This window comes from Chitinophaga silvatica (assembly GCF_003419895.1).
In the GTDB taxonomy this organism is placed as follows: Bacteria; Bacteroidota; Bacteroidia; order Chitinophagales; family Chitinophagaceae; genus Chitinophaga; species Chitinophaga silvatica.
In genome coordinates, this window is record NZ_QPMM01000003.1 from 259014 (window position 1) to 285428 (window position 26415).

General features: G+C 40.2%; 27 protein-coding genes. 10 read left to right on the forward strand and 17 right to left on the reverse strand.

Annotated elements, in window-relative coordinates; genetic code table 11:
- Positions 1–8: 8 nt before the first annotated feature.
- Entirely contained in the window at positions 9–1043 is a 1035-nt protein-coding gene (gene thiL, locus DVR12_RS08965) for a thiamine-phosphate kinase (RefSeq protein ID WP_116975329.1), read from the forward strand.
- A gap of 211 nt (positions 1044–1254) precedes the next feature.
- Here the strand turns inward: thiL and DVR12_RS08970 are convergent, their stop codons facing one another.
- From DVR12_RS08970 to DVR12_RS09040, 15 genes are all read right to left on the reverse strand, one after another.
- The gene (locus tag DVR12_RS08970; protein WP_158563241.1) at positions 1255–2934 is read right to left on the reverse strand and encodes an ArnT family glycosyltransferase; all 1680 of its coding nucleotides are present in this window, start codon (positions 2932–2934) and stop codon (positions 1255–1257) included.
- A 38-nt stretch (positions 2935–2972) separates the two neighbouring features.
- Positions 2973–4070 (reverse strand): N-acetylglucosamine-6-phosphate deacetylase, encoded by a 1098-nt coding sequence (gene nagA, locus DVR12_RS08975; protein WP_116975331.1) that lies wholly within the window; start codon positions 4068–4070, stop codon positions 2973–2975.
- 23 nt (positions 4071–4093) lie between these two features.
- Positions 4094–4483, reverse strand: a complete 390-nt coding sequence (gene gloA2 / locus DVR12_RS08980; RefSeq protein WP_116975332.1) for an SMU1112c/YaeR family gloxylase I-like metalloprotein — start codon at positions 4481–4483, stop codon at positions 4094–4096.
- Between the two features lie 11 nt (positions 4484–4494).
- Positions 4495–5298 (reverse strand): amidohydrolase, encoded by an 804-nt coding sequence (locus DVR12_RS08985; RefSeq protein ID WP_116975333.1) that lies wholly within the window; start codon positions 5296–5298, stop codon positions 4495–4497.
- 19 nt (positions 5299–5317) lie between these two features.
- Positions 5318–5785 (reverse strand): regulatory protein RecX, encoded by a 468-nt coding sequence (locus DVR12_RS08990; RefSeq protein WP_116975334.1) that lies wholly within the window; start codon positions 5783–5785, stop codon positions 5318–5320.
- 12 nt (positions 5786–5797) lie between these two features.
- Positions 5798–8116 carry an ATP-dependent helicase gene (locus tag DVR12_RS08995; protein WP_116975335.1) on the reverse strand — a complete coding sequence of 773 codons (2319 nt, stop codon included), beginning with the start codon at positions 8114–8116 and terminating at the stop codon, positions 5798–5800.
- Positions 8117–8496: 380 nt separating this feature from the next.
- Entirely contained in the window at positions 8497–8997 is a 501-nt protein-coding gene (locus DVR12_RS09000) for an RNA polymerase sigma factor (protein ID WP_079471211.1), read from the reverse strand.
- A 292-nt stretch (positions 8998–9289) separates the two neighbouring features.
- Positions 9290–9838, reverse strand: coding sequence for an HdeD family acid-resistance protein (locus tag DVR12_RS09005; protein ID WP_116975336.1), 549 nt, complete (start codon positions 9836–9838; stop codon positions 9290–9292).
- 574 nt (positions 9839–10412) lie between these two features.
- Positions 10413–11903: a M28 family peptidase gene (locus DVR12_RS09010; RefSeq protein WP_158563242.1), complete on the reverse strand. Its 1491-nt coding sequence runs from the start codon at positions 11901–11903 to the stop codon at positions 10413–10415.
- Between the two features lie 97 nt (positions 11904–12000).
- A complete protein-coding gene (rpiB, locus tag DVR12_RS09015) occupies positions 12001–12456 on the reverse strand; it encodes a ribose 5-phosphate isomerase B (RefSeq protein ID WP_116975338.1) in 456 nt (151 codons plus the stop codon).
- 29 nt (positions 12457–12485) lie between these two features.
- A complete protein-coding gene (gene tatC, locus DVR12_RS09020; RefSeq protein ID WP_116975339.1) occupies positions 12486–13343 on the reverse strand; it encodes a twin-arginine translocase subunit TatC in 858 nt (285 codons plus the stop codon).
- Between the two features lie 540 nt (positions 13344–13883).
- Entirely contained in the window at positions 13884–15155 is a 1272-nt protein-coding gene (locus DVR12_RS09025; RefSeq protein WP_116975340.1) for a hemolysin family protein, read from the reverse strand.
- A 42-nt stretch (positions 15156–15197) separates the two neighbouring features.
- Entirely contained in the window at positions 15198–15767 is a 570-nt protein-coding gene (gene gmk, locus DVR12_RS09030) for a guanylate kinase (RefSeq protein WP_116975416.1), read from the reverse strand.
- 103 nt (positions 15768–15870) lie between these two features.
- A complete protein-coding gene (gene murA, locus DVR12_RS09035; protein ID WP_116975341.1) occupies positions 15871–17181 on the reverse strand; it encodes a UDP-N-acetylglucosamine 1-carboxyvinyltransferase in 1311 nt (436 codons plus the stop codon).
- Entirely contained in the window at positions 17178–17873 is a 696-nt protein-coding gene (locus DVR12_RS09040) for a DUF4290 domain-containing protein (RefSeq protein ID WP_116975342.1), read from the reverse strand. The genes murA and DVR12_RS09040 overlap by 4 nt, the downstream gene beginning before the upstream one ends.
- A gap of 211 nt (positions 17874–18084) precedes the next feature.
- Between DVR12_RS09040 and DVR12_RS09045 the strand changes: the two genes are divergently transcribed.
- Entirely contained in the window at positions 18085–18792 is a 708-nt protein-coding gene (locus tag DVR12_RS09045) for an alpha/beta fold hydrolase (protein ID WP_116975343.1), read from the forward strand.
- 1 nt (position 18793) lies between these two features.
- On the opposite strand, the gene DVR12_RS09050 is transcribed toward DVR12_RS09045, so the two are convergent.
- Both DVR12_RS09050 and DVR12_RS09055 read right to left on the reverse strand, forming a co-directional pair.
- Positions 18794–19723 carry a tryptophan 2,3-dioxygenase family protein gene (locus DVR12_RS09050; protein WP_116975344.1) on the reverse strand — a complete coding sequence of 310 codons (930 nt, stop codon included), beginning with the start codon at positions 19721–19723 and terminating at the stop codon, positions 18794–18796.
- Between the two features lie 58 nt (positions 19724–19781).
- A complete protein-coding gene (locus tag DVR12_RS09055) occupies positions 19782–20249 on the reverse strand; it encodes an Lrp/AsnC ligand binding domain-containing protein (protein WP_079471223.1) in 468 nt (155 codons plus the stop codon).
- Between the two features lie 441 nt (positions 20250–20690).
- Here DVR12_RS09055 and trmB point away from each other — a divergent pair, with 441 nt between their 5' ends.
- From trmB to DVR12_RS09095, 8 genes are all read left to right on the forward strand, one after another.
- Positions 20691–21398, forward strand: a complete 708-nt coding sequence (gene trmB, locus DVR12_RS09060) for a tRNA (guanosine(46)-N7)-methyltransferase TrmB (protein ID WP_116975345.1) — start codon at positions 20691–20693, stop codon at positions 21396–21398.
- A gap of 25 nt (positions 21399–21423) precedes the next feature.
- Complete coding sequence (locus DVR12_RS09065) at positions 21424–21570, forward strand: DUF5522 domain-containing protein (RefSeq protein WP_233522231.1); 147 nt, start codon at positions 21424–21426, stop codon at positions 21568–21570.
- Positions 21500–21919 (forward strand): MGMT family protein, encoded by a 420-nt coding sequence (locus tag DVR12_RS09070; RefSeq protein WP_116975347.1) that lies wholly within the window; start codon positions 21500–21502, stop codon positions 21917–21919. Before DVR12_RS09065 ends, DVR12_RS09070 begins: the two co-directional genes overlap by 71 nt.
- Positions 21920–21937: 18 nt before the next feature.
- On the forward strand, positions 21938–22381 hold the full coding sequence (locus DVR12_RS09075) for an IPExxxVDY family protein (RefSeq protein ID WP_116975348.1): 444 nt from the start codon (positions 21938–21940) through the stop codon (positions 22379–22381).
- Positions 22382–22457: 76 nt separating this feature from the next.
- Positions 22458–22688 carry a 4a-hydroxytetrahydrobiopterin dehydratase gene (locus DVR12_RS09080; protein WP_116975349.1) on the forward strand — a complete coding sequence of 77 codons (231 nt, stop codon included), beginning with the start codon at positions 22458–22460 and terminating at the stop codon, positions 22686–22688.
- A gap of 20 nt (positions 22689–22708) precedes the next feature.
- Positions 22709–24781, forward strand: a complete 2073-nt coding sequence (locus DVR12_RS09085; RefSeq protein WP_147323436.1) for a histidine kinase — start codon at positions 22709–22711, stop codon at positions 24779–24781.
- A 21-nt stretch (positions 24782–24802) separates the two neighbouring features.
- On the forward strand, positions 24803–25555 hold the full coding sequence (locus tag DVR12_RS09090; protein ID WP_116975351.1) for a LytR/AlgR family response regulator transcription factor: 753 nt from the start codon (positions 24803–24805) through the stop codon (positions 25553–25555).
- Positions 25556–25780: 225 nt separating this feature from the next.
- Positions 25781–26398: a TetR/AcrR family transcriptional regulator gene (locus DVR12_RS09095; RefSeq protein WP_116975352.1), complete on the forward strand. Its 618-nt coding sequence runs from the start codon at positions 25781–25783 to the stop codon at positions 26396–26398.
- Positions 26399–26415: the final 17 nt, after the last annotated feature.

Here is a 26415-nt window from a genome sequence, read left to right on the forward strand (position 1 = left end):
ACGGAAACATGGAAGAAAGAACAGAAATTCAGGACCTGGGAGAATTCGGACTTATCGATTTTCTCACCAGAAACATAGAAATACAAAACGCCAGCACCATACTCGGGGTAGGCGACGACGCAGCAATAATCGATCACTTCGGAAAACAAACCGTTGTTAGCACCGATTTGCTGGTAGAAGGAGTACATTTCGACCTGATGTACACTCCCCTCAAACATCTTGGTTATAAATCGGTGGCCGTAAACCTCTCCGATATCTACGCAATGAATGCAACACCCACTCAAATCACAATGAGTCTTGCATTCTCCAACCGCTTTTCATTGGAAGCTCTCAACGAATTCTATGAAGGCGTATACGCTGCCTGCGAGAAATACGGTGTAGACCTGGTTGGCGGAGATACCAGCAACTCCCTGAAAGGATTTATCATCAGCGTTACTGCCATCGGGGAAGTAACTCCGGATACCTTCGTAAAACGCTCTACTGCCCAAAAAGGCGACCTGATTTGCGTTAGTGGTGACCTCGGCGGTGCTTTTCTTGGCCTTACCCTCCTCGAAAGAGAGAAAAAGATCTTCCTCGAAAGCCCGGATGTCAAACCAGATCTGGAAAATGAAACCTATATCATCGGCCGTCAGTTAAAACCTGAAGCCCGAAAAGATATCGTTGAGTTTCTTGAGCAGGAAAACATCACCCCTACTGCAATGATGGATATCAGCGACGGCCTTAGCTCCGATATTCTTCATATTGCCAAACAAAGTAACCTTGGCGTTATACTATATGAAGAAAAAATTCCTATCGCCCAGGAAAGCCGCGAAGCTGCCTTAAAATTTGGCCTCGATCCCACTGCCGCCGCTTTGAGCGGAGGTGAAGATTATGAGCTCCTTTTCACAATGAAACAGGAAGACTACGACAAAATTGTGCTGAATGAACAGATAAGCGTTGTTGGCTACATGACCGATATTTCAGAAGGAGCACATATTATCACTAAAGGAGGTAATAAATTTAAACTCGTAGCTCAGGGCTGGAACGCATTTAAACAAGAGTAGTTTCTCGCAAAGGCGCAAAGATTAATATTAAGGCGCAAGGGATTTTTTTTAAGATTTTTAAGGATCGAAGCGGATCTTATTAAGAACAGCTGGAAAGTTTTTATTATGAATAGAAACTAGTCAGACATCCTTAATAGTATCCGCTTCAATCCTTATTTTTCTTACAAAATCCCTTGCGCCTTAATATTAATCTTTGCGCCTTTGCGAGAAACTACTTCGATACTTCTACCGGTATGACCGGGCTATTATGTGTTGGAGGTAAATCATTCGCAAATACAGAGAATTTCAATTGATATTTCCCGGGCTGCTCAGGCATTACTACTTCCAGGCTCACTAATCTCCTTAACATTGCTGTTTCCAGGGTTGTAGACAATTTCACCACAGGTAATGTTGTGTCTTTATTCTTGAAACCATAACCCAATACAGGCTCATTTGCTCTGTCTAGTAAAATAGGTTGATGATAATCATTAAATGGCTGTAAAACTATATTCAGATGCTCACCCGGACGAGCCTTTATTTCTTTAAGTGCCGGCCTGAATTGTATGAGAGAGTATGAATAATAAGCAGAATCTAAATAATAATCCCAGACTCCATGCACTGTTTTCAAACTATCGGTTACCGGAATTCCCGCTCCCGGATCAAACACTACCATCGCCGGCTTGCCCCATAACTGAGTTTCTGTTTCCCAATAATTATACTGGTTCCTGCGAGAGTATAGGCTATTAAGACTATACGACAGATTCCCTGTATAAAACATATATTTCGAAGGCAATTGATAGCTGCTAATAAACACTACTGGCCTGCCCTGCGCACGTTCTGCAACAGCTGCCGTCCATTTTTTATTATCATGCACTTCAGGACGGATTTCCACTCCCGGTAAAAAGTTCCAAACCAGATAAACCCTCACCACAAGCACCAGTAACAAGGTAACCGGCAAAGTATAAATCAATACTTTTTTAGACCAGTTTTTTCGGATTATTGCATTATGCGCCAGAATAATAACCGGGGTGAATAACATCACCGTCCAGTTGGCCTCTACCCTGCCTTTAAAAGTACTGATGAGGAAAAAGCCCAGTACTCCAATTACACAAAATTTTAAAGCCCGCTCAAACGCATTCTGAATCGGACTCCTGAAACCATAGTACAGAATCAACCAACCTACTAAAGGCCCGAATAATAATAGTTGCCCGGCCAGATAATCCAGTGAGAAACTAATATCGTAGGAAGATGCATTTCTCTCAATCAAATGATATTGCAATGAAGGAAAGTTATGCGTGTATTGCCAATAGATATGTGGGAAGAATAATATGGTAGTGAGAATGCAGGCAATCCAAAACTTAAATACTTTAAGTAAGTTGATATTCGAGAGTAAGGTAAAAAACACCAATAACACACCATGATATTTACTATAAAACATCAGGGCCATTGATACTCCAAGCAATATTGTATTCTTCCAGCTTTGCTCCTTCAGGAAGTTGTTATAGACCAGGAAATACACTGCTGCAAAAAAGATCAAAGGCGCATCCGGTACCGCGAGTATGCCACCTACCTGCATGGCCCCCATTCCTCCTACCAGCAAATAAAAAACCTTCATGTCACGAAATGCCAGTAGTCGGGCAGTCACCCATAACGTCAGCGTATTCAAAACCACTACTAATAACCTGACACCCAATTCGTTATGAAAAATACCATACCCCATTTTTATCAAAAGGGCTATCATTGGCGGATGATCGAAATATCCCCAGTCCAGATGCTGAGAATACACCCAATAGTAAGCCTCGTCGTCCCATAACTCCGAGAAACAGGCCTGCAAAAGCCCTAATACCAACCAACCCAGGAGAAATAAATTGAAATAATTATTCTTCCTGAAAAAACCCGTTGATGCATCCATGCCCTTTTCCATATTGATATCGTGCGAAGATATAATTATTAACTATATACCACCGTATTCCAGTTGCTGTCTATTGCTACCATAGCGGCCTGATAACCGGGTTGTATCTTCCCCAGCTGATTTGAGCGCCCAACCACCTGAGCTGGATATAAAGAACCCATTCTCAGTGCCTCTTCCAGGGGAATCCCAACTTTTTCCACACAGTTTCTTACAGCCTTGGCCATCGTAAGCCGCGAGCCAGACAGTACACCTGTATTGCTCACATAACGATCAGCTTGCTTCAAATAGATGTATCCGTTTTCCTTATTCTCCTCAACTGCATCAGTAATAAGGAACAACCGCTCTTTCATAATCTTCTTGCTGATGCGAATAGATGCAAAATCTACATGCACTCCATCTGCTACAATGCTGGCGTTGACCTGTGGATGATCATAGATAGCACCAACAATACCAGGTGCTCTGCTTTCGAGTGGCGACATTGCATTAAACAAATGGGTAGCATGATGAATTCCCCCATCAAACGCCGTATATGCTTCAGCGTAAGTAGCATTACTATGCCCCGCAAACACAATTATTCCGGCCTCCTGTAACTGACGAACAAGCGCACTGTCGCAGCATTCCGGTGCCAGCGTGATCATCTTCACAACATCTCTTCCGTTTTCTAAAATCCAGTCTATATCGGATTGAGTTGGTTTATGAATATATTGCTCGAGATGTGCTCCTTTTTTTGCCGGGTTAATAAATGGGCCTTCCAAATGTAAGCCCAATACTCCTTTCCCGTTGTTTTCCCAATAATCTCGTATCGCCTTCATTGCTCCCAACATAATTTCAGGACCAATGGTTGCAACTGTTGGCATAATATAGGATGCCCCTCCTTCTACACTATAATTTACTGTAGCAGTCAGAGATTCGATTGATGGATAAAGTGAAAATACCTTTCCGTTACCACCATAGATCTGCAGATCAATAAATGCAGGAGCAAGCAGCTTCCCATTCAAATCGATTTGTTGGTCTGCATTGGCAATGTCAGACATAGGAAGTACCTGGGAGATTACACCATTATTTGTGGTAACTGCATAATTATCCAATATCATTTCTCCCGTAAATACGCGGGCGTTGACGTAGGTAACAGACATAACAAGAGTTTTAGGTAGTAAGACTATGGTATTTCGTATAACTCTAAAGGTAATCCATCAGGGTCAGAGAAGAAAGTAAATTTCTGTCCGGTATGCGGATCAATTCTTACAGGTTCGGTTACTATTTCTTTTTTTGTAAGTTGAAGAATTGCAGCATCGATATCCTTCACCGAAAATGCCAGGTGGCGTAAGCCGCAGGCTTCTGGCCGGCTTGCTCTGGGAGGTGGATCAGGAAAGGAAAACAATTCTATTATGTAGAGATCATTCAGTGCCAGATCCAGTTTCCAGGAATCCCTTTCTGCTCTGTAAACTTCTCTTACAATTGTAAAACCCAGAACTTCAGTATAAAATCTTTTACTACGCTCATAATCTGAGCAGATTATGGCTATATGATGTACTGCATGCAATAACATAAGTTGCTGAATTAAGGTCGAGGTAGTATTGTGAACGCATCTGCATCTTTGAGAAATGGCAGATGAGATCTTACCTCATTCAATTTATCACGTTGAAGTGTATACGAAAATATATCTTCATCATCAGATTTACGATAAACGATTTCCCCCATTGGATCTATCAGGCTCGACTCGCCGCTATGATAAATTTTATTACCATCATTCCCTACCCTGTTCACTCCTACTACAAAACATTGATTTTCTATAGCTCTGGCCTGAAGTAAGGTAGTCCAGGCAGTTTTACGTCTTTCTGGCCAATTGGCTACATAAATAAGTGCATCGTAAGCAGGTTCCTGGGTAGAAGGTTGAATAGTGTTTCTGGCCCAAACCGGGAATCTGAGATCATAGCAAATATTCAGATTTATTTTCCAGCCTTTAACCTGCGCAATTAATCTTTTATCGCCGGCATGATAATGATCTTCTTCACCGGCATAACCGAAAAGATGACGTTTATCGTAAGTACCGAATTGTCCGTTTGGCAACATCCAGATAAGGCGGTTGAAGAAATATCCGCGGTCTTCGATTATGAGGCTACCGGTTATCACGATCTTTTTTTCTGCGGCTTTTTTACGCATCCAGTTCACAGCACTACCCTCCATGGTTTGGGCTAGTTTTTCTGGTTGCATGCTAAAGCCGGTGCTAAACATTTCTGGCAGCACTACAATCTCTGTTCTTTCCTGGATGCTATTTATTTTTTCATCGAACATCCGGAGATTAGCATCAATATTCTCCCAATGCAGGTTCGATTGTATTAATGTTATTTTCAGGTCAGACATTGCTTAAGATTATGTGATGTTAGAAAGAATCTGAGTTATCATTATTCACTTTTTCCAGTGCGTCCTGAATTAAATCCTGTTCATATCCACGGCTCAGCAAATACTGTATCGTTTTGTATTTGCGTTTGATAGGCGGTTCACTATTCAGGGATAAATATTTCTTTGCGGTTATTTTTTCCAGAACAGCAATGTAATCATCCATGTCAATTTCTTCCATTGCTTTTTTGATACAGTAGGCAGAAACCTGGCGTTGTTTAAGTTCCAGCAGGATTTTTTTTCTGCCCCATTGTTTAATTCTGAATTTTCCTCCTGCAAAAGCTTTTGCAAAACGTTCTTCATTCAGAAAGTTATCGGCAATGAGAGCTGCGATGGCCTGATCCACTTCTTCACCTCTAAGGCCCAGTTCAAGGCATTTGTACCGGGTTTCGTGGTGACTTCTTTCCTGGTAGGCACAGAACTGGCGCAGCTTATTCAACTCGGTTAACATACCCGATGCTTTTTATCTTACAATCTTCAGTTTAGCATAGTTCAGCATGATCTTCTTTTCACCGCCGCCTTTAGGGAAAACAATAAGGGCAATTCTGTTATTGGCAGCCCCCTCGAGGCTGGCGATTGTTCCGAAGCCAAATTTCTGGTGTTCTACCTGCATACCAACAACCATTTCAGCCGGATCATCTGCCGCGAAATCAGCAGAGGGTACATGATTGGTTGCAGGAGAGAAGGTAGGTTTAGCCGCCTGAGTAGGTTGTTGGGCAGGAGGAGTTTTTTTCTGCATCCTGTCGAACATATTATTTCCGCCCCAGTTGGAAGTAGATCCGCCACCAAAGGCATTTCTTACACTACCACCACCGGCGTAGCTACGATCTATATATTTTTCAGGCATCTCTTCCAGGAACCTGCTAGGTTCATTCTGTACAAGATTTCCGAATCTGTATCTGCTATTGGCATGTGTTAACCACAATCTTGATTTAGCACGGGTAATGGCCACATAGAACAAACGACGCTCTTCTTCCAGTTCTTCGCGGGTATTGATAGACATTCCGCTAGGGAATAGAGTTTCTTCCAGCCCTACTGTGAATACAACAGGAAATTCGAGGCCTTTAGCCGCGTGTATGGTCATGAGTTTTACCACATTGCTATCTTTATCATCTCCCTGATCGGCATCCGTTAATAAAGTGATTTGTTGCAGGTAAGAGCCCATGCTCTTATCCAGCAGCTCCCCTTCTTCGTCTGGCGTTTCAGTAAATTCTTTGATAGAGTTCAGCAATTCCTGAACGTTCTCGTAACGTGCGAGGCCTTCAGTGGTTTTATCATTAAACAGTTCCTTAACGATATTGGTAGATTTACCCACGGCCACAGATACATCGTAGGCGTTATGGGTTGACAATAAAGCCTGGAAGCTTTTGATCATGATTACAAAAGCCTCGATAGCTTCCACAGTACCACCTTTGAATCCGAACTCACGTGCTCTTTCCAATACCTCCCACATGGTGATATTGTGTTCGTTGCTAAGAACCAAAGTTTTCTCTATAGTGGTTTTACCGATACCACGAACCGGATAGTTGATGATTCTTTTAAGGCTTTCTTCATCGCGGGTATTCATCACCACTCTCAGGTATGCGACGAAGTCTTTGATTTCCTTACGTTGGTAGAACGATACTCCGCCATAGATGCGGTAAGGAATAGCTTTACGGCGAAGGCTTTCCTCAAATGAGCGGCTTTGAGCGTTGGTACGGTATAAAATGACGAAGTCGCGGTTATCGTAATGATTCCGCAGTTTTTGTTCAGAGATGGTATCCGCAACAAACTTACCTTCCTCGTTGTCGGTCATGGTACGAACGAGTTTAATGGTATCGCCTTCGGTGTTATCGGTCCAGAGGTTTTTTTCGATCTGGCCTTTGTTATGAGCGATTACTTCGTTGGCTACATTCAGGATAGACTTGGTGCTTCGATAGTTTTGTTCGAGTTTCACTACTCTTACATCGTCATAATCTTTTTCGAATTGGAGGATATTCTGAATGGTAGCACCGCGGAAGGAGTAGATACTTTGGGCATCGTCGCCTACCACGCAAATATTTTCATTTACGGCACCTAGTAATTTGATGATTTCGTACTGGGCGGGGTTGGTATCCTGGTACTCATCAATCATAATGTACCGGAATTTATGTTGGTATTTATGAAGTACTTCAGGGAATGATTTAAGGAGGATATACATTTTAAAGAGCAGGTCATCGAAGTCCATTGCTCCGTTTTTGAAGGTACGTTTGGCGTACATATCATAAATTTTGCCGATAAGAGGTCTGTTAGCTCTCATATCTTCCTGTTGGACGAGGTGATCGAGCTGATACTCGTCCGGGCCCATAAGGCTGTTTTTAGCGGCAGAAATACGATTGTAGACGAAAGTAGGCTTATAGTGTTTATCGTCGAGATTTAGCTCATTTATGATGGTTTTCAGGACACTTTTAGCGTCGTCGGTATCATAGATGGTAAAATCGTTAGGATATCCGAGGCGATGGGCTTCGGCTCTGAGGAGCCGGGCAAATACGGAGTGGAAAGTACCGATGTAGAGGTTACGGGCTTCGCTGCTGCCCAGGATTTTCTCTACACGTTCTTTCATTTCGCGTGCGGCCTTATTGGTAAAGGTGAGGGAGAGGATATTAAAAGCGTCTACGCCATTTCGCATGAGGTGTGCGATACGGGTAGTAAGAACTTTAGTTTTTCCGGAGCCGGCACCTGCAACAATCATCAAGGGGCCATTGATATGAATTACTGCTTCCCGTTGCTGTTCGTTAAGCTCATCTAAGTAGTTTGCCTTCATCACGACTGCTAATTTAAAAAAGAATTTTCCTGAAGGGTGTAAAAGTACGAAGAGAAATTATGAATTACGAATAGTAAATAAGGTTTGACCGGTAGGTATTACCAGTAGGGGGGAATACTTTATGTATCTGTCGGGCGACAGATTTAATGTTGTTGGGTGTATAGGCCAAAAATTCCAGGAATGCAGAGCGGAAGTCTGCAAACTTACACACAGCGGATACACTGCTTATTCATTAAGACAGCAACAGGGTATCAACATCAATTTAAAGCATACTACCGGGCGTTCATAGTAATAGTAGCTAACAATGGGTTTTGCCGAGGGTTTGCAGACTTCTGCCGTGTTTCATATCAGATGTCAAATTTCATCATTCAACAGCAGCATTAGTGCCTGGTGATACGTGTTTTAAGCATTTTGCGGGCAAAATGTATACGGCTTTTTACTGTTCCTAAAGGCTCATTCAGGATGGCAGCAATTTCGTAATATTTATATCCTTCAAAATACAATAAAAACGGCTGTTTAAAGATAACCGGCAAGTTATATACTGCCATTTGAACATCTTTAACACGCAGATCAGATTCTGCAAAGTTACCTATGGCAGAAGGCTGATGACTTAACAAATAATCACCTACTGCATTGTCGAGCAATCTGTACTGACGGTTGCCGCGGCGATAGTTGTTGATAAAGATATTTCTCATGATAGTATAGAGCCAGGCACGAATGTTTGTACCTGCCAGATACTTATCACGGTTAGACAATGCTCTGAACAGTGTTTCCTGATAGAGATCTTTGGCTGATTCTGAGTCTTTAGTTAAAGTAACTGCATAAGGGCGCAGAAAATCAGCGTTTCCAAGTAACAAATTATTGAATTCGGTGGATGACATAACGGTTAACTTTAAATTATTCACAATTAGCAATAAGTCGACCTGTGAAACAGGCAAGGAGAAAGAGAAAAGTGACAGTTTAAGTAACCGATTCTCCAGTTCGGTTAGGAACTGTCTGCACCTGAAATGGATTAGGGAAGCGGTATCAACACCTACCTAATAGCATAGCAGGTGCTTTAATAGAGTGTTGCGGTAATCATAAGGAGTAGTTTTTAGTTAAAGAATAAGCTTGCATATGGGGCAATTAAATAGTAATGCATAAAAACAGGGTGATCAATCATTCTCTTGCAAGTCAAGCTGTTGTTTTCTTATTAACCTTTCGTAACCTTATAGAAAGATAAATAAGCATGATTCCGATAAATATTGAATAAATGCCGAACATCCAGGTAAGTGTAACCGCTGCTGCTACCGGGTTCATCGCTAATAATATTCCGAAAAGGATAGTTACTAACCCGGCAAAAATATACCAGCCTTCGCCTGTTATTACTTTTCTTAATCTGATAGCAATAATCATCTCAAATAACCCGGCCATAATGGCTCCAAACGCTATTAAATATATTAGTGCTGCTCCTGTAGCAAATGGATTGTAAAATGTGAGGATACCTAATATAACTCCCAACAAACCAGAAAACAGGAAAACACCCCAGTTTTCACTTGTTTTACGAGCTGCAATACCACCAACGATACCGAATAAACCGCCGATAAACAGATATGCGCCCAAAAAAACAATTAAAGTTGTAAAAGTAGCTCCTGGCCAACCTAGCGCTAGTACTCCCAACACTAAAGCAAAAATTCCTCTGAGTAAGAATATCCACCAATACGCATTATAAAAATCAAGCATGCATTCTCAATTTAAAGTTTACAATGAGCAGGCTGTACAGGACGGGTTTCCATTGCGTGCATTAAGCATATCCGTTTTATTGATTACTTCTGAACAATCAGGACAACTATTAACAAAAACTAAGAAATAGAGATTTTACATATTAACTAGCCAACATCGTCCAAGGCAACTCAAAGGAACTTCCCTTATTGAGATACGATAAAAATGATTAGAAAAGATGGCAGGTGCTTTCATATCGGTAATTTTATATGGTTATAGATAGCGGAACCAAGGTATTCGTCAATACCACAAAAACAACCGCATGATCCTATAAATACCGACTGAACAACAACAGCTTAATTAAAAATGTTTAATGGGGAACCCCGACAATTAAAAAAAATTTTGACTAGCTAACATTCCCATAACCAGATCAAACATTCACCGTAATCATCAAATACAAAAAAGAATAATGTATTGATTATCTAGAACAAGACTCTATACACAATTTAAAAATTTTTGTCAAAAAAACAAAAACCTTTTTCTAATCAGGATTGCCTACCTTTTGAAAACGCTAAAAGGTGGACCTGGCTTACTATTACATCCCATCAACTGCTAATCTTTCATCCCTATTAGCAATTTTCCAGGCAGTATAAAACACTAATTGAGCCCTTCTCGACAATAACTGATAATTGATCTTATCCGGCGTATCTGATGGCTGGTGATAATCGGCATGCGTGCCGTTGAAATAAAAAATGATAGGAATCCCATGTTGTGCAAACATATAGTGATCCGATCTGTAATAGAATGCTTCGGGGTCTTCAGGGTCATTATACTTATAATCCAATTGCAGATGAGTATATTCATTGTTCGCAGCTTCATTAATGGTGCGCAATTCACTGCTTAAACGATTGTCGCCGATGATATATACATAATTTGAATCCTTCTCATGAGCAGGGTCTATTCGGCCAATCATATCAATATTAAGGTCTGTAACAGTTTGCGATAGTGGATAAATTGGGTTGGAAGTATAATAACTCGATCCTAACAGCCCTTTCTCCTCTCCTGATACCGTCATAAATACAATGCTTCTGCGAGGGCCCTTTCCTTCCTTCTTCGCCTGTGCAAAAGCCGCTGCAATCTCAATTACCGCACTGGTACCGGAAGCATCATCATCTGCTCCAAAATAAATGGTACGGCCGTTTTTTCCGAGATGATCATAATGAGCCGTCACGAATACGTATTCATCTTTCTTATCTGTACCTTCCAATAACCCCAATACATTGCTGGGATGTAATTCTGTTGTGCGTTTTTCGAATGTAAGGTGAATGGGGATAGTTACTTCTTTTGCCTGTTTCTGATCAGATAAATTATCCTTTTTTCCCAATTGCAGAATTTGGATAGCAATAGTTGGAGTTATATAATAAATGTTCAATTCTTTTGAGGAGGCATTTTTCTGGTAAATGCCCGAAGTTCTGAGTTTGGCCTCTCCAAGGCTACTATATCTGCTGGCCTGAGGAGAAATTATCAGCAATGCGGAGGCACCTCTGGCAGCAGCAAAGGTTATCCTGCTATTAAGGTCGCTTCCTTCCCTGTTACGCAACGATGCTTCCTTCATCATTACAACCTTTCCTTTAACCTCCTGATCGAGGTAGTCCATTTCGGTTCCATCACTTACATAAACCACTGAATTAGCGGTCAATTGCTGATTTTTCCCGGCTCTGATATCTACCCAGAAATCACGGCCCCATTTATAACTTTGCTGATTTACGGTAATACTTGCGTGAAGAAGGCTGTCGGAGTATAAAGGATAATGCTGTAACCATTTTCCATTGGCGCCTGGTGCCAACCCCATTTGAGCGAATTGGCTGGCTATATATGCGGCTGCTTTCTCCTGCCCGGGGGTAGCTGTTTCTCTTCCTTCCATTTCACTGCTGGCCAGAGTATATAGTTGTTTTTTTAAATTTCCGGGGGTAATCAATCTTCCATATTCACCTGCCAGGGTATCCTTATCCTGGGCTGATACAATATTTTGCCGGGCAAAAGAGATCTGAAAAAAGAAAAAACAAATAGCAACCAATACTCTCATGTCACACTGTTTTATGAAAAAGAGAAAAAATAAAAAGCCGGCCATATAAGCCGGCTTTTAGGTATACTTTACAATTTCGTATGTACGTTATCGTGAACTACTGACATGCCATTTTACCAACTCTGGTTTGATGGCGACCACCTTCAAATGGAGTGTCTATAAACGTCTCTACCATTTGATTGGCTACTTGCAAATCTACGAATCTTGCTGGAATACAAAGGATATTTGCATTATTATGAGAACGAGCCAACTGAGCAAGCTCAGTTCCCCAACAAATTGCAGCCCTGATACCCTGATGTTTGTTAGCTGTAATAGCAACACCATTTGCACTTCCACAGATCAGTATGCCAAAAGCTACTTCACCGCTTTCTACTGCGTTGGCAACCGGATGAGCAAAATCAGGATAATCTACTGAATCCTTAGAGTGAGTACCAAGGTCATTTACCTGCCAGCCTTTACCTTTCAGGAAGGCGATTACTTCCTGCTTATATTCAAACCCTGCATGATCTGAGCCAATGGCTACCGGTAAAGCTGTATTAAATGTATGTTCCATTTATTTATTATAATTTAAGATCAAGCTTATTAAGACCATTCTTCAACTTCTACCTTTTCCTGTTTTGCTTCGCGATCTCTTAATGCTTTCTTGGAAATCAGAATACTGATTTCATACAAACAATATAAAGGTACGAATACAATCAGCTGATCCACAAGATCCGGAGGAGTAATGATAGCCGCCAAAATCAGAATTACAACAATTGCATGGCGTCTGTATGCTTTCAGGAAATTTGGTGTGAGGATTCCGATCTTAGTCAGGAAGAACACCAGAATTGGTAACTGAAACAGTAATCCCATACCCAATACAATCTGTGTCATCAAATCGAAATAGTCATCGATGAAGAATTGATTGATTGCTTTATCAGTTACAGTATAAGAAGCCAGGAAGTTAATGGTAAATGGCGCCATCAGGAAATAGGCAAACCCGATACCCAGGAAGAATTGCAATGACACCCAGAATATAATGTTTTGTGCGCCCCTCAGTTCTTTTTCTTTCAGTGCCGGTTTAATAAAGCGCCAGAATTCCCAGAAAATATATGGGAAGGCACACACGAAACCGATGATGAAAGCAAGTTTGAACTGCAACATGATTTGCCCCACCATTTTATAGTTCAGAAACTGAACTTTCACTGGGGTAATACATAGTTGATCATTCAATCCGACTAAATGACCCAACTTGCACAGCGCTATATAGGAAGGAAATGATGCGTTAGTAGGTCCGAAGATTACGTTATCAAGAATTTCCTTTGTATAAACGAAGCCAAAGATGCTAAAAGCAACGAGTGCTAAGGCCGATCTCACGAGGTGCCACCTAAGATCCTCCAGGTGGTCGAAAAAGGACATCTCTGCCTTATCCTCATTGTTGGAAAAAAATTTCTTTAACATACTTATACAGGTCGAGCGATGATTTAAGGATCACAAATATAGCAGTTGACAACTACAAATAACAGAAATTACCCTATAAACTAAGGTTATTTTAATATCCTTAAAAGAAGTGGAGAGATGAGTTAGGGCAAAAAAAAGAGCCAGCCCGAGAAGAATCAAGAGCCGGCCTTTCATCCATTGTTTGTTAACCCCAAAAAAGTTGAATTCGAGAATGTCTTTTGCTTCCGTTGATAAGTACTTATCTAATTGATGGCAAGCGTTCAGAATAAGTATATATCGCTAGTTGCTTTTTATTTTGTAATACAAAAATAACAAGAATTTATTTATTATCAATGTTGAAACACTTTTTTTACAACCTTTTAACAAAAATCAAATCATTGTGTTACATCATCTACAGCAAATGTATACAATCCGTGTTAAATTCCTACTACTTTTTTAAAAAAACGTTTCTTTTAGATTGTTATTATCTCGTTAATACAAATATTATAGAAAAAATCATATCATATTATAATCTGATAAATACGATAATTTTTTCCAGAACTACGACAACATTTTCACCTTCACCATTTCAATACGAGTATCCGTAACGTTAAGAATATCAAACTCATAGTCATCAATAATGATTCTTTCCTTAATCTTGGGAATCATTTCATGATGATTAATAATATATCCTGATAACGTCTCGCTTTCATCTTCCGGAAAATCCAACCCATATTTTTCGTTCAAGTAATCTAGTTCCAATCTTCCTGAAAAAATATATTCTTTCTCCGCTATCTGCTTCTCCACAAATTCTTCTTCATCATGTTCATCTTTGATTTCTCCAAAGATTTCTTCAAGCACGTCTTCTATAGTCACTATACCCGCAGTTCCGCCAAATTCGTCGACTACCCAGGCTATACTTTTACGTTCTTTATTGAATTTACTCAGCAGATCTATAGCGCTCATCGTCTCCGGCACCGCCAGAATCGGATGAATAATAGTATTTATATCTCCTGGTGCCCTAAACATATCCAATTGATGGATATAGCCCAGAATATTATCTATTGAGCCTTCATAAATAATAATCTTGGAAAGCTTGGTTTCCATAAACTTCTTCCTGGCATCGGAAATAGGTCGTCCAATTTCTAATGCCTCGATTTCCTTTCTTGGAATCAGGCAACCACGAATTTTAACATGAGCCAGCGATAATGCATTTTCGAAAAGCTCAGTGTTCAGTTCCTGGTTATTTTCACCCAAATGCTGCTGTGACTGACGGATAAAATGCTCAACATCAACTCTGATAAAGGATTCTCCGCTTTCCAACAGTCTTACATTAAAAAGATATTTAAGCATCCACTGAGAAATGGCTGCCAAAACATTTCCTATAACATACAGCGGTTTTGCTACCAATGAAATTGGCAGGGCAAAAAAACTAAGCAGGGTCTCTGGCCTGGATCTGAAGATAGCTCTGGGAATAAAAAAGCCCAGGAACATCAATACCAGGGAAGCCAGCAAAACCTCAAGGAAAATAACAACAGGCTGAATACCTGCGGCTTCTGACTGGCCCATATATTTATCCCAGACAGGTTGAAACACTCCTGCAACCATTATCCCGTAAATAACCACGGTAATAGTGAAGCCCACAACGCTGGTGGCAATAAACCTACTAGGGTGTTCCATAAGGCCGGCCAATATTTTGCCGGTGGTTCTTCCTTGTTTCTTCTTTAACTCAATGCTCAGTTTATTCACATTGGAGAATGCAGCTTCAATACCAACAAAGAAGCCAGCTAATAAAACCAGGAAAACCAGAATAATAAAAGTATATCCGTCCATCCTAACAAAAATAACGAATTAGGAAAACCAACAATCAGCCTGTTAACTGATCTTCAAAAAATCTGAAACCAGTTTTTTCACTTCTTCGTAGGCCTTTTCCAGTTGGTCGTTTACTACAATTTTATCGAACTCATGCGCAAAAGACAGCTCGTATCGTGCTTTTGCCAGTCGTTCGTCTAACGATGCCTGTGTTTCTGTTCCTCTTTCACTGAGTCTGTCTCTCAGTGCATCTAACGATGGTGGCTGTATGAAAATAGTAAGTGCTTTATCGTGATATTTCTCTTTAATAGATAAAGCTCCTTTTACATCAATATCTACCATCGGAATTTGTTCATTATCCCAAATCCTTGCCAATTCACTTTTGAGAGTACCATAATATTTTCCGGCATACACCATTTCATACTCCGCAAAGGCATCCTGGTCGATCTGTGCATGAAATTCGTCGGCCGACATAAAATAATAATCTTTTCCATGTACTTCATTAGCTCTTGGAACCCTGGTACTTGCAGAAATTGAAAATGCCAGTACCGGCATAGTTGCCAACAACTTCTTTACGATGGTGGTCTTTCCAGCTCCCGATGGCGCTGTAATAATGATGATTTTCTTTTCCATTATGATTATTCTCGAATAGCCAATCTCTTCAAATGCAAAACCCAAAATCCGGTAAAAAGTTCTGCCGGAATTTGGGCTCTGTTGACTTATTATAAAGTTAAACCTATATTCTCTTTATATCTGCTCCCAGTTTTCTCAATCTCTCATCAATATACTGGTAGCCTCTATCTATCTGATCAATATTTTGAATGGTGCTTTTGCCTTCTGCGCTGAGTGCAGCAATCAACAAGGATACACCGGCTCTGATATCAGGAGAAGACATGGTAATACCACGTAGCGGATGTTGACGGCCCAGGCCTATCACAACTGCACGATGCGGGTCGCACAATACGATCTGTGCTCCCATATCTATCAGCTTATCCACAAAGAACAAGCGGCTTTCAAACATCTTCTGATGTATCATTACACTTCCTCTTGCCTGAGTAGCCACCACCAGTACAATGCTCAGCAGGTCGGGCGTAAAGCCAGGCCATGGATTGTCGTAGATGGTAAGGATAGAGCCATCGAGAAATGTTTGAATCTCGTAGATATCCTGAGAAGGAATGTAAATATCGTTACCTCTGATTTCGAGCTGAATACCCAGCTGGCGGAACTTTTCAGGGATGATACCCAGATGTTCGATACCGGCGTTTTTAATGGTAATCTCACTTTGCGTCATAGCAGCAAGACCAATAAAAGAGCCTATTTCGATCATATCGGGCAACATACTATGCTCGCATCCTCCCAGGTATTTAACTCCTTCTATCGTGAGGAGGTTAGAACCTATTCCGGAAATTTTAGCGCCCATTCTGTTCAGCATTTTACATAATTGCTGTAAGTATGGTTCGCAGGCTGCATTATATATGGTGGTAGTACCTTGTGCCATTACAGCTGCCATTACAATGTTGGCAGTACCGGTAACGCTAGGTTCATCCAGCAGCATATAAGTACCTTTCAGTCCTTCAGTGGCTTCCAGTCTGAAATAGTTATCATCTGCATCATATACGAAGCGAGCGCCTAATTTTTCGAATCCGATTATATGAGTATCCAGGCGTCGGCGGCCAATTTTATCGCCACCGGGTTTAGGAACAAACGCTTTTCCGAATCTGGCCAGTAAAGGACCAGCTATCATAACAGCACCTCTTAAACGGCCGGATTTCTTTTTAAACTCCGGGCTTTCCAGGTATTTCAGGTCAATAGCATCTGACTGAAATTCACAGGTATCTCTACTGATACGGTTAATTTTTACTCCTGCATCGCCTAACAGCTCTATTAATAGATTTACATCTACTATGTCGGGAATATTGGTGATGGTAACCTTTTCAGGTGTTAGCATCACGGCACTGATGATTTGTAAAGCCTCGTTTTTGGCACCTTGGGGTATAATTTCTCCCTTTAAGCGGTTGCCGCCTCTAACTTCAAAAGCGCTACTCACTTGTTCCTGTTTTTGTATTTATTATTGTGCTTATTGTTATTATTCTTGTTGCTGTTACTACCGCCTTTGAATTTATTTTGCTGGAAGTTTTTGCGTTTGTTGGAGCGGAACTGGTCACCACCTGCGTTGGTATTGCTGCCAAAATTACTTGCAGAGGAAACAGAGGAAGAACTGCCCGGTTGATAATCTAACTGATTTTCAGAAATAGCTAATAATTCTGCTCTGATAGCATCATCATGAACACTCTCTTTATGCCAGTTGGTATATGCCAATTTCATGTAATTAGCAACGGTTTGAACGAATCCTTCTTTTTTATCCGGATTTTCTTCCTGAGTGGCTTTATTAATTATCAATTCCAGATTTTTACCAAAGTGCCTGTTTTTTGGGTATTTTTTAGGGTAAGGTAATCTATCTGGTTTTGCTCTTAATTTTTCTAGTGTTGGCTTTGGATATGGGGATTCTACATCCAGTTCAAAATTGGAAATATTAAAGATATGGTCCCATAATTTGTGTCTGAAGTCCTCTACGTTACGTAAGTGAGGATTCAGTGTACCCATGAGCTCTATCACAGCCATTGCATTACGCTGGCGTTCATCTGCATCTTCTATGGTTACCAGGTATTCCACCATTTTCTGGATATTCCTGCCATACTCCTTCATTATCAAGTGGTTACGGGTGGTATTATATTCCATTACTATTAATTAAAAAATGATTTGATGATGGGACATCTTAAAAGTGAAGAAAATGTATCGGCAACATCTATGCAAACATAGTAAAAAAATGCCTTTTGCACAACGACACTACATTACCCCAATATAAAGTATTCTTAAATTTATAGAAAGTTGAAATCAATCAAAAATGAAATCATTTTTACAGCTCCTATAAAAATCCTAGATTTAGAAAATGCAAACGAATAAACTTCCCCTACTCTTTCTGCATGGCGCTCTGGGTGCTGCTTCACAATTCCAACATTTAACCGGCCCTTTATCGGAACATTATGATATTCATCTGATCACTTTCAGCGGGCATGGTGAGGTTCCTGCATCAGAGCAAGGATTTAGCATTCAAACTTTCGCTGGCGAGGTTTTATCTTATCTGGAAACCCATCAGATCGACTATATACATATTTTTGGCTATAGCATGGGTGGTTATGTGGCAATGTATCTGGCCCGTCATTATCCCGAAAAAATAGGCAAGGTAATAACCTTAGCTACGAAATATAACTGGAATGAAGCCACTGCCGGCAAAGAGGTTAAGCAACTGAATCCCGACATTATCCAGGAAAAAGTACCAGTATTTGCAAAGGCTCTGAAGGAAAGGCATTCCGCCCATGACTGGAAGGAAGTGGTGACCAAAACAGCGGGGCTTATAGAAGAATTAGGTCATAAAAATATATTAAACCAATCCGACTATACTCAGATCGTTTCTCCATGTTTATTGATGATGGGAGACAGAGACGGAATGGTATCCTTTCAGGAAACAATAGAAGTCTACAAATCTCTACCCTTGGCACAATTCACTGTATTGCCGGATACAGCACATCCATTGGAGAAAGTGAATGTGCCGTTACTGACTTATTTTATTAAGAGATTTACTACTCAAACTATTTAGGTTATTCGCCCATAGCGGTTCTTCCCCAGTTATTAAGTTCTTCGTTAGTCCATAATTCAGGGAAAAATACAATCCGTTTATTTTTAGGAGGCAGATATTGTTGCCAGTTGGTTCCCCCGGTAGCAGCAATATCTTCCGGCTTTTTATGCAGGTATCGGACAGCCGATTTATAGTGCATAAGGGGCCAACGAACATTTATGTTCTGATCATACTCCTTCAACAAAGGGATAACCGACTGTTGCTCTCCTGGCGGAAGTACCTTATAACGGGCTTGTATGTTACAGTTTTCGTAACGGGTAGCCAGTTGAAGGAAGGTATCCATATACTTTTTCTCAAATTGTCGTAAAGTGAGCGTTTTCTTGCCAGTAGCCAATTCGGTTGCTCCACTTCTCCAGTAAATGTTGTCAAGGACTTCATTCAATGGGGCATTTATCATTTTGGGGCGAATAGATTCATATACCAGATTGCTCAATTTTGTTGAGCAGATCTCTATCATTCTGAATTGCCCGCTTTGAAACCCACTAGCAGGCAATAGGGCCATCCGGAATTGAAGGAATTGTTCCTTATCCATTCCATCGACCATAATCTCAAATGAATGAATCAGGTTACGGAAATAGCTATTGATACGTTTAAGCTGCGTTGTGAATAATTCTGCTGTCAGTACAGGAGCCTGGCATATCTGTTCGATAGCCTGCAAGGATAGCTTAAAGTACAGTTCCGTAATCTGGTGATAGATTATGAAAATATTTTCATCCGGAATCGGCGTGCGGGGGTGTTGCAGATTAAGCAACACATCTAGTTGTATATAGTCCCAATACGTCAGGTAGTCCGCATAGAGTAAACCATCCAGATAGGACGACAAATCCTGCCCCATGGCGGCATACTTTTCTTCCAGCCGTTTGATTTTTTCGGCAATTTCTGCTGTAACCATAGTAGAAATTAATAATTAAGAATGGAACAGCGACAGCGCTGAATCATTCTTTTATTAATTACTCTACTACGTTAATTGTTCGATAAAAGCTTTCTTCCAGTGAAATCAGGGTTTCAGTTCTTTCAATTCCTTTTATTTTTTGAAGCTCATCGTGGAGAATGCGTCGAAGTTGGGTAATATCTTTACAAATGATCTCCGCAAACATGCTGTAACTGCCGGTTGTATAATTCAGTCGCACCATTTCCGGAATCTTCCTCAGCTCTTTGGCCACAGTATCATACATCGAACTTTTTTCCAGGTAAATACCAATAAATGCGATTACATCATAACCAATCATTTTTAAATCTACATGTAATTTAGTACCTTTAACTACACCCAGTTCTTGTAATTTCTTCATTCTTACGTGGATAGTACCGCCGGATACGAATAACTTCTTCCCCAAATCAGCGTAAGAGATTTCAGCATTAGACATCATCTCACTGATAATCTGTAGGTCGAGTTTGTCAATATTCAAATTGTGGCTCATTTTTACAATTTGTTTTTGAATGTTTTAAACTTACATGCAAATATTTAAAAAATATCGAAAATTCCAAAATTCTTCTTAAAAAATTTGCAAAAAAGAGTGGCTCTCTTTAGATTTGCATCATAATCATTACAAAAAAGCTAGTGAAAAGCAGTAGCAAAAAGATAATGATAAATATTGTGGGATGATGAAATTGGCAGACATGCCCTCTTGTCTCGGGGGTGGGGATCACAGGATAAACATAGTATAATTGGGTTGACCACTAATCTTACTTGTGCTATAGCTAACTGCCCCGTGGAGGTTCGACTCCTCCTCCTACAGCAAATTGGTTTAAAGCGCTCATAGGCTTTCATGCCCTTGGGCTCTTTTTATTTTAGCCCCTTCCCAACCTTGCTCTACAATCGTAGGGCATAGCATTCAAAAAATCAAACTACTTTTGCCCCAATGGGACAAAAAAAATTACAACGCTTCGCAGAAATTGAAACCTTCCCTAATGTATTAATATACCCGGAAGGCATGCCTGGCAAATGGCATGAATTCTTTAAAAATAATCACCCTATTACCTTAGAACTGGCATGTGGTAAAGGAGATTATACGCTCGGATTAGCCAGAACAAATCCTGACCAGAATTTTATCGGGGTAGACTTAAAGGGTAATCGGATTTGGAGAGGCGCAAAAACCGCCATTGCAGAACCTCTTCCAAATGTTGGCTTTCTGCGTACGCAAATAGACAAGTTAGATAACTATTTCGCTAAAGGAGAAATCAAAGATATCTGGATCACCTTTCCCGATCCATTCTTACGTCAGTCTAAATCGAAAAAAAGGCTGACACATCCTAAATTTCTACAGCTATACCAGCCCCTGCTTGCACCAGGCGCTACAATTAACCTGAAAACAGATAGCCCGGAGCTTTATGCTTTTACCAAAGCTGTAATTGCCGCAACAGGAAGCACTTTAATTACTGATATAGATAATATATATGCATTATCAGAAATTCCCCCTGTCTTAAAGATTCAGACCTATTATGAAGGTATGCACCTGGAAGATGGCAGAATTATTCGTTACCTTAAATTTCAATTACCATCAACGCCTCTCGATTGGAGAAGCATCAAATTGCCGTCTGATGAGGAAGCCATTAGTGGAGAATATTGATTTTTACTATAACGAGCAAGGCTATATGGTTTTTACAGAAAAATTTCATCTGGAACGGGGTCATTGCTGCGGCAATGGCTGTAAACACTGTCCATTTAATTATGAAAAAGTACCCGAACCAAAAAGGTCTGCCCTCCTTAAACAAAGAAATCAGGGAGGAGAAAACCGATAAACCAGCTTCTTTCTTTTTAACAGTATACCAGATTGCCCGCAAAATTCCTAAAGGTCGTGTTACTTCCTATGGAGCAATTGCCGAGGCATCCGGATTAAAAATAACCGGTCGTATGGTGGGTTGGGCAATGGCTGCTGCAGGCAATGCCCAACCTCCCGTTCCGGCTCACAGGGTAGTAAATAGTAAAGGTGAATTAAGCGGTAGCAGCCACTTTGCTACACCTACGCTAATGCAGGAATTATTGGAACAGGAAGGAGTAGAAGTCTCAAATAATAAAATAGTCGATTTCAAAAATCACTTCTGGAACCCTGCCTCCCCTACCCCCAAAAAGAAAACCAGGAAGCTTTAAATCCAAACTCCAGTAATCATGAGTGTACTAAAACTAAAACTGGATAATGATCAACTGGTGGAAGACTTCTTCGACAATACCCATCTGCTCGGAATAGCCTCCACTTCCAACGATTACCAGGTATGCTGGCACATCAACCGACAACTTCATACCGCCTTTCGAATCAATAATTCGATAGAAATTACCCTTGCCAAAAAAAACAGATCATATCATTTTCCGATATACGAATTTCATGAACCTACAAACTCTGTAGCTCACTATTTCTTCAATAATCATTGCCAGGCCGAATACCTCCTGCCAGAGCTAAAACAAGTTCAGTTTCTCTGGATGATCAAAGGAGATTACTATCAACAATCCGATGTAAAAAAATTATTAGACGAATTAAGACTCGTTCCGCTGGTACAATTAGTATCTTTACTAGATATAAAGGAGATTAAGAATAAGATGAACCTTATTTTCTGAGATTAATATAGGACAGTAGTTTTGACCAAATTGATGAAAAACCCCCGATTCACTAACATTCCTGATATTTCAGCTTATGTGGAAAGAAACAAATCAACAGCTCTACAGAGCATTTGAATTTAAAAACTTTGCTGAAGCATTCGCCTTTATGACTAAAGTAGCGCTCCTGGCAGAAAAACTGGACCATCACCCAGACTGGAGAAATGTTTATAACAAAGTTGAAATTTCATTAAGTACACACGATGCAGGAAATGTTATTACAAATAAAGACAGGGAAATGGCCAAAGCCATCGACCAATTGTTATAACTAAACATATTAAACCCTTTGTGAAGCGCATTGTTATAATGCTGCTGTTGTTTTTTTATACTGCAGGAGCCTTTGCCAACGTTAATCTTACCCCGATTGACACCCTTACTACTGATTCCACTTTTGCCGTAGCAAAAATGGACATGCGCCCCTATGTGACTGTATCAGTCTCTGAATCCAATAATGATTTACCTCCGGAAGTCTTTCAATACCAACCTGAGATTTTTCATGACTCTCCTCAAAACAATGGACAGGTGAATGATTGCTGGCTAAGACTTATTGTGAAAAATACCAGTAAACAGGATGTTTCCTACCGATTCTTTGCAGGGTGGCACGACTATATGTACTGGTTCTTTCAACTGCCTGGTCAACCTGTTCAGCAACTCTCCGCTACCGGACTGATGCTGGATAACGGAGGTGTTGAGAGATGGAATCATTATGCTTTTCATATCCAGGTTCCAGCCAGTCAAACTATCACATACTACCTTCATATCATCAACAAATCATACAACGAAAACCCCTTAGTACCAATACTTTATAATGAAGAAACCTATGGCAGCTTCCATGATGTGCAGTTAGACAGCTTCCGCAAGGAAGCCGTGATAATTCATGTGCTGTTAGGTATGTTGCTGGTTTTCTTCAGCATTTCCATCATCAACTATATTCAACTTCCGGATAAATCATACGTTTACTTCGCAGCTTATATTCTGGGCCTTATATTATTTTTCGCATTGCGGCTGGAAAGCAAGCCATTCCAGCTTTCATTTTTCCATAAATGGCCAATGTTAAAGTATTACTGGGATGTACCGGGATTACTGTTTTGCTTCTATCTCATGTATCTGTTGTTTGGAAATACCTTCCTGAACCTGAAAGAAAGGTATCCATTCATGGAAAAAGTATTTACCTGGGTAGCAGCAGTGGTCGGTGGATTGATAGTATTGTGCATGGTATGTATTTCGGCCGAAAAATTTCACATGCCTACAATAATATATGGCTACGTATACTTCTTAACGTTAGCACCATTATTGGCGGTTTTTATAGCATTGGCAAGGCGATCCAGACATCACCCGCTTGTCAGGTTTTTCCTTTACGGATCGGCATGTCTGTATTTAGCCTGCCTGGGATCTTTTCTGCTTCAGGTAAAGCCCATGGGATTGTTGGGAGCGTTGGGAGAGCTAACGGCGCCAACTATGCTTTTGATGGGCGGAGTATTATTACAGGCAATGTTTTTTCTTGCAGGATTAAGCTACAGGAATAAACTGGTGCATCTCGAAAGAACCAGAACACAGGAATTACTGATCAAACAACTTAATAAGAATAAGGAATTACAACGTAAGCTAAACGAGCAGCTGGAAGAACTGGTGAAAGAGCAGACAACAGAAATTCTTCGCAAAAAACAGGAACTGGAAGAACAACGAAAAATTCAGTTGGAAACAGAATATGATAAGAAGCTAACCGAAATAGAGTTAAAAGCTATCAGGGCGCAGATTAATCCCCATTTTATCTTTAACTGCCTGAATTCTATTCAATTGTTTGTAATGCAGCGCGACTATGAATATGCCCAGAAATATTTGTCGGACTTCTCCTATCTGATTAGGAAAACACTTGATTTTTCGAGGCGGAATTTTATTTCACTATCTGATGAAATCACGTATCTAAATACTTATCTTGGTCTTGAAAAGATGAGATTTGAAAACCGGATGGAATATGAAATAGTAGTAGATCCGGAGATTGCAACTGCTGAACTGGAAATCCCTGCAATGCTGTTGCAGCCATATGTTGAAAATGCTGTAAAACATGGCATGACGAACCCTAAACAGCCAACCGGGCAACTCAAAATTTTCTTTAATCAGATAGCGCCTGATATGCTGGAATGTGTAATAGCAGACAATGGGATTGGGATAGCCCGCTCAAAAGCGTTACGCACATTGCCCAAACATCATCAGTCGTCGGGTATGGAGATCAGCCAAAATCGTGCAGAGTTATTAAACAAAATGTACCGGACCGATATTCAGATCGAAATTATAGACAAATCACTTGAAGACGAATCAAACAGCGGTACAATAGTAAAAATTTTCATTCCACAGTTATAAGATCGATTAGTCATAAATATTATGATAAAGGCAATTATTATAGACGATGAGAGAAACAGCAGGGATATAATAGCGCTGATGCTGGAGAGATATTGTCCGGATATTAAAATCGTTGCCATGGCTGGCGACTGTGCGGATGGTATAAGCAAAATAATGGAGCATCATCCATCATTGGTGTTCTTAGATCTTGAAATGCCTGATGGAACAGGGTTTGATGTATTAGCAGGTACCCTTCCCCATCTGCATTTTGAGGCTGTATTTGTAACTGCTTTTGAAAAGAAATTTATTCACATTATTAGGTTTAGCGATGTAGAATTAATTTTGAAACCTATAGATAAAGAGGGTTTATTACAGGCAGTAAACTTAATAACTGAAAGGATTACATCTAATAATATTGCTCCCAGATACGAGATACTACTAGAAAATTATAATAACCAATCGTCCTCCGATTGGAAAATGTTGTTGATGGATATTAATGGACAATTCAGTACAATTAATATTGATGATATATCCTGGCTGGAATCTGTAAATGAACATACATTATTTGGATTAAAAAATAAGCCGACAATCACTTCTGTTCAACCTTTCAGATATTACGCAGAATTATTTATCCCGTTACATTTCTACCAGATCAACAATACTCAGATGATTCAGTTGAGCAGTATTCAGCAGATCGATAGTAATAATAGTAAGATATTGATGAACAGTGGACATTTATTGGATATTACAGAAAGAAGGCAAAAAGATTTGTTGCAAAAGTTAGGACAACGATAAGAGCAATTTCACAATTTCGATATTTATACTCCGAATATTTTGATTCATTTAAATTGAATGAGTAGTTTTTTTATCAATCGATAAGAATTCCCTTTTTTATTTCTTCGCGCTAAGGATAGGTAACAATTTCTTAACAAAAAAATTTTGTTAAATGACTTTTGGTCGTACATTTGACTCGCAAAACAAAAAAGTCAAATCGTCAGATTTGGTTTGCCAACTATCTCTATGGCTGAATTGGACCAGAAACGTACATTAATACTGGAAGCGGCACTGAAGCGCTTCAAGCGGTACGGCCTATCCAAAACTACCATGGAGGAAATAGCCAGAGATCTGGAGATCTCAAAAGGTTCTTTGTATTATTATTTTTCGGACAAGGAGAGTATATACGTTGCGGTGGTAGAGCGAATGATTGCAGATTGCTTTATAGATATGTCGGCATATGTTGAGCAAGCATGTGAGATTTCGCAGATAATTGACCGCTATCTCGACCTGAAAGAAACTATGCTACTGGAGTATCACTTCTTATTTGGAGTAAATGAATGGATAAAAGATGTTCCATCCAGTTTGATGCGCCAGACCATTGAATTATTACAGCAAGTAGAGACTGCATTTCTTAGTGCCACTATTACAAAAGGCATTAGGACGGGAGAGTTGAATCCGGCTACGGATACGGCTTTAACAGCACAATTGTTAGTGAATGTATTATTTGGCTTGTGGGTAATTTGGTGTAAATGGCAGGCAGCAGGTTTTGATCCTCACGACCGTAAGGCATTGAAATGCTTTATGGATAGGGAGCGGCACGTATTAACCATCTTCTTTAACGGATTAAGATATCGACCATAAATCAACGAATCGGACCA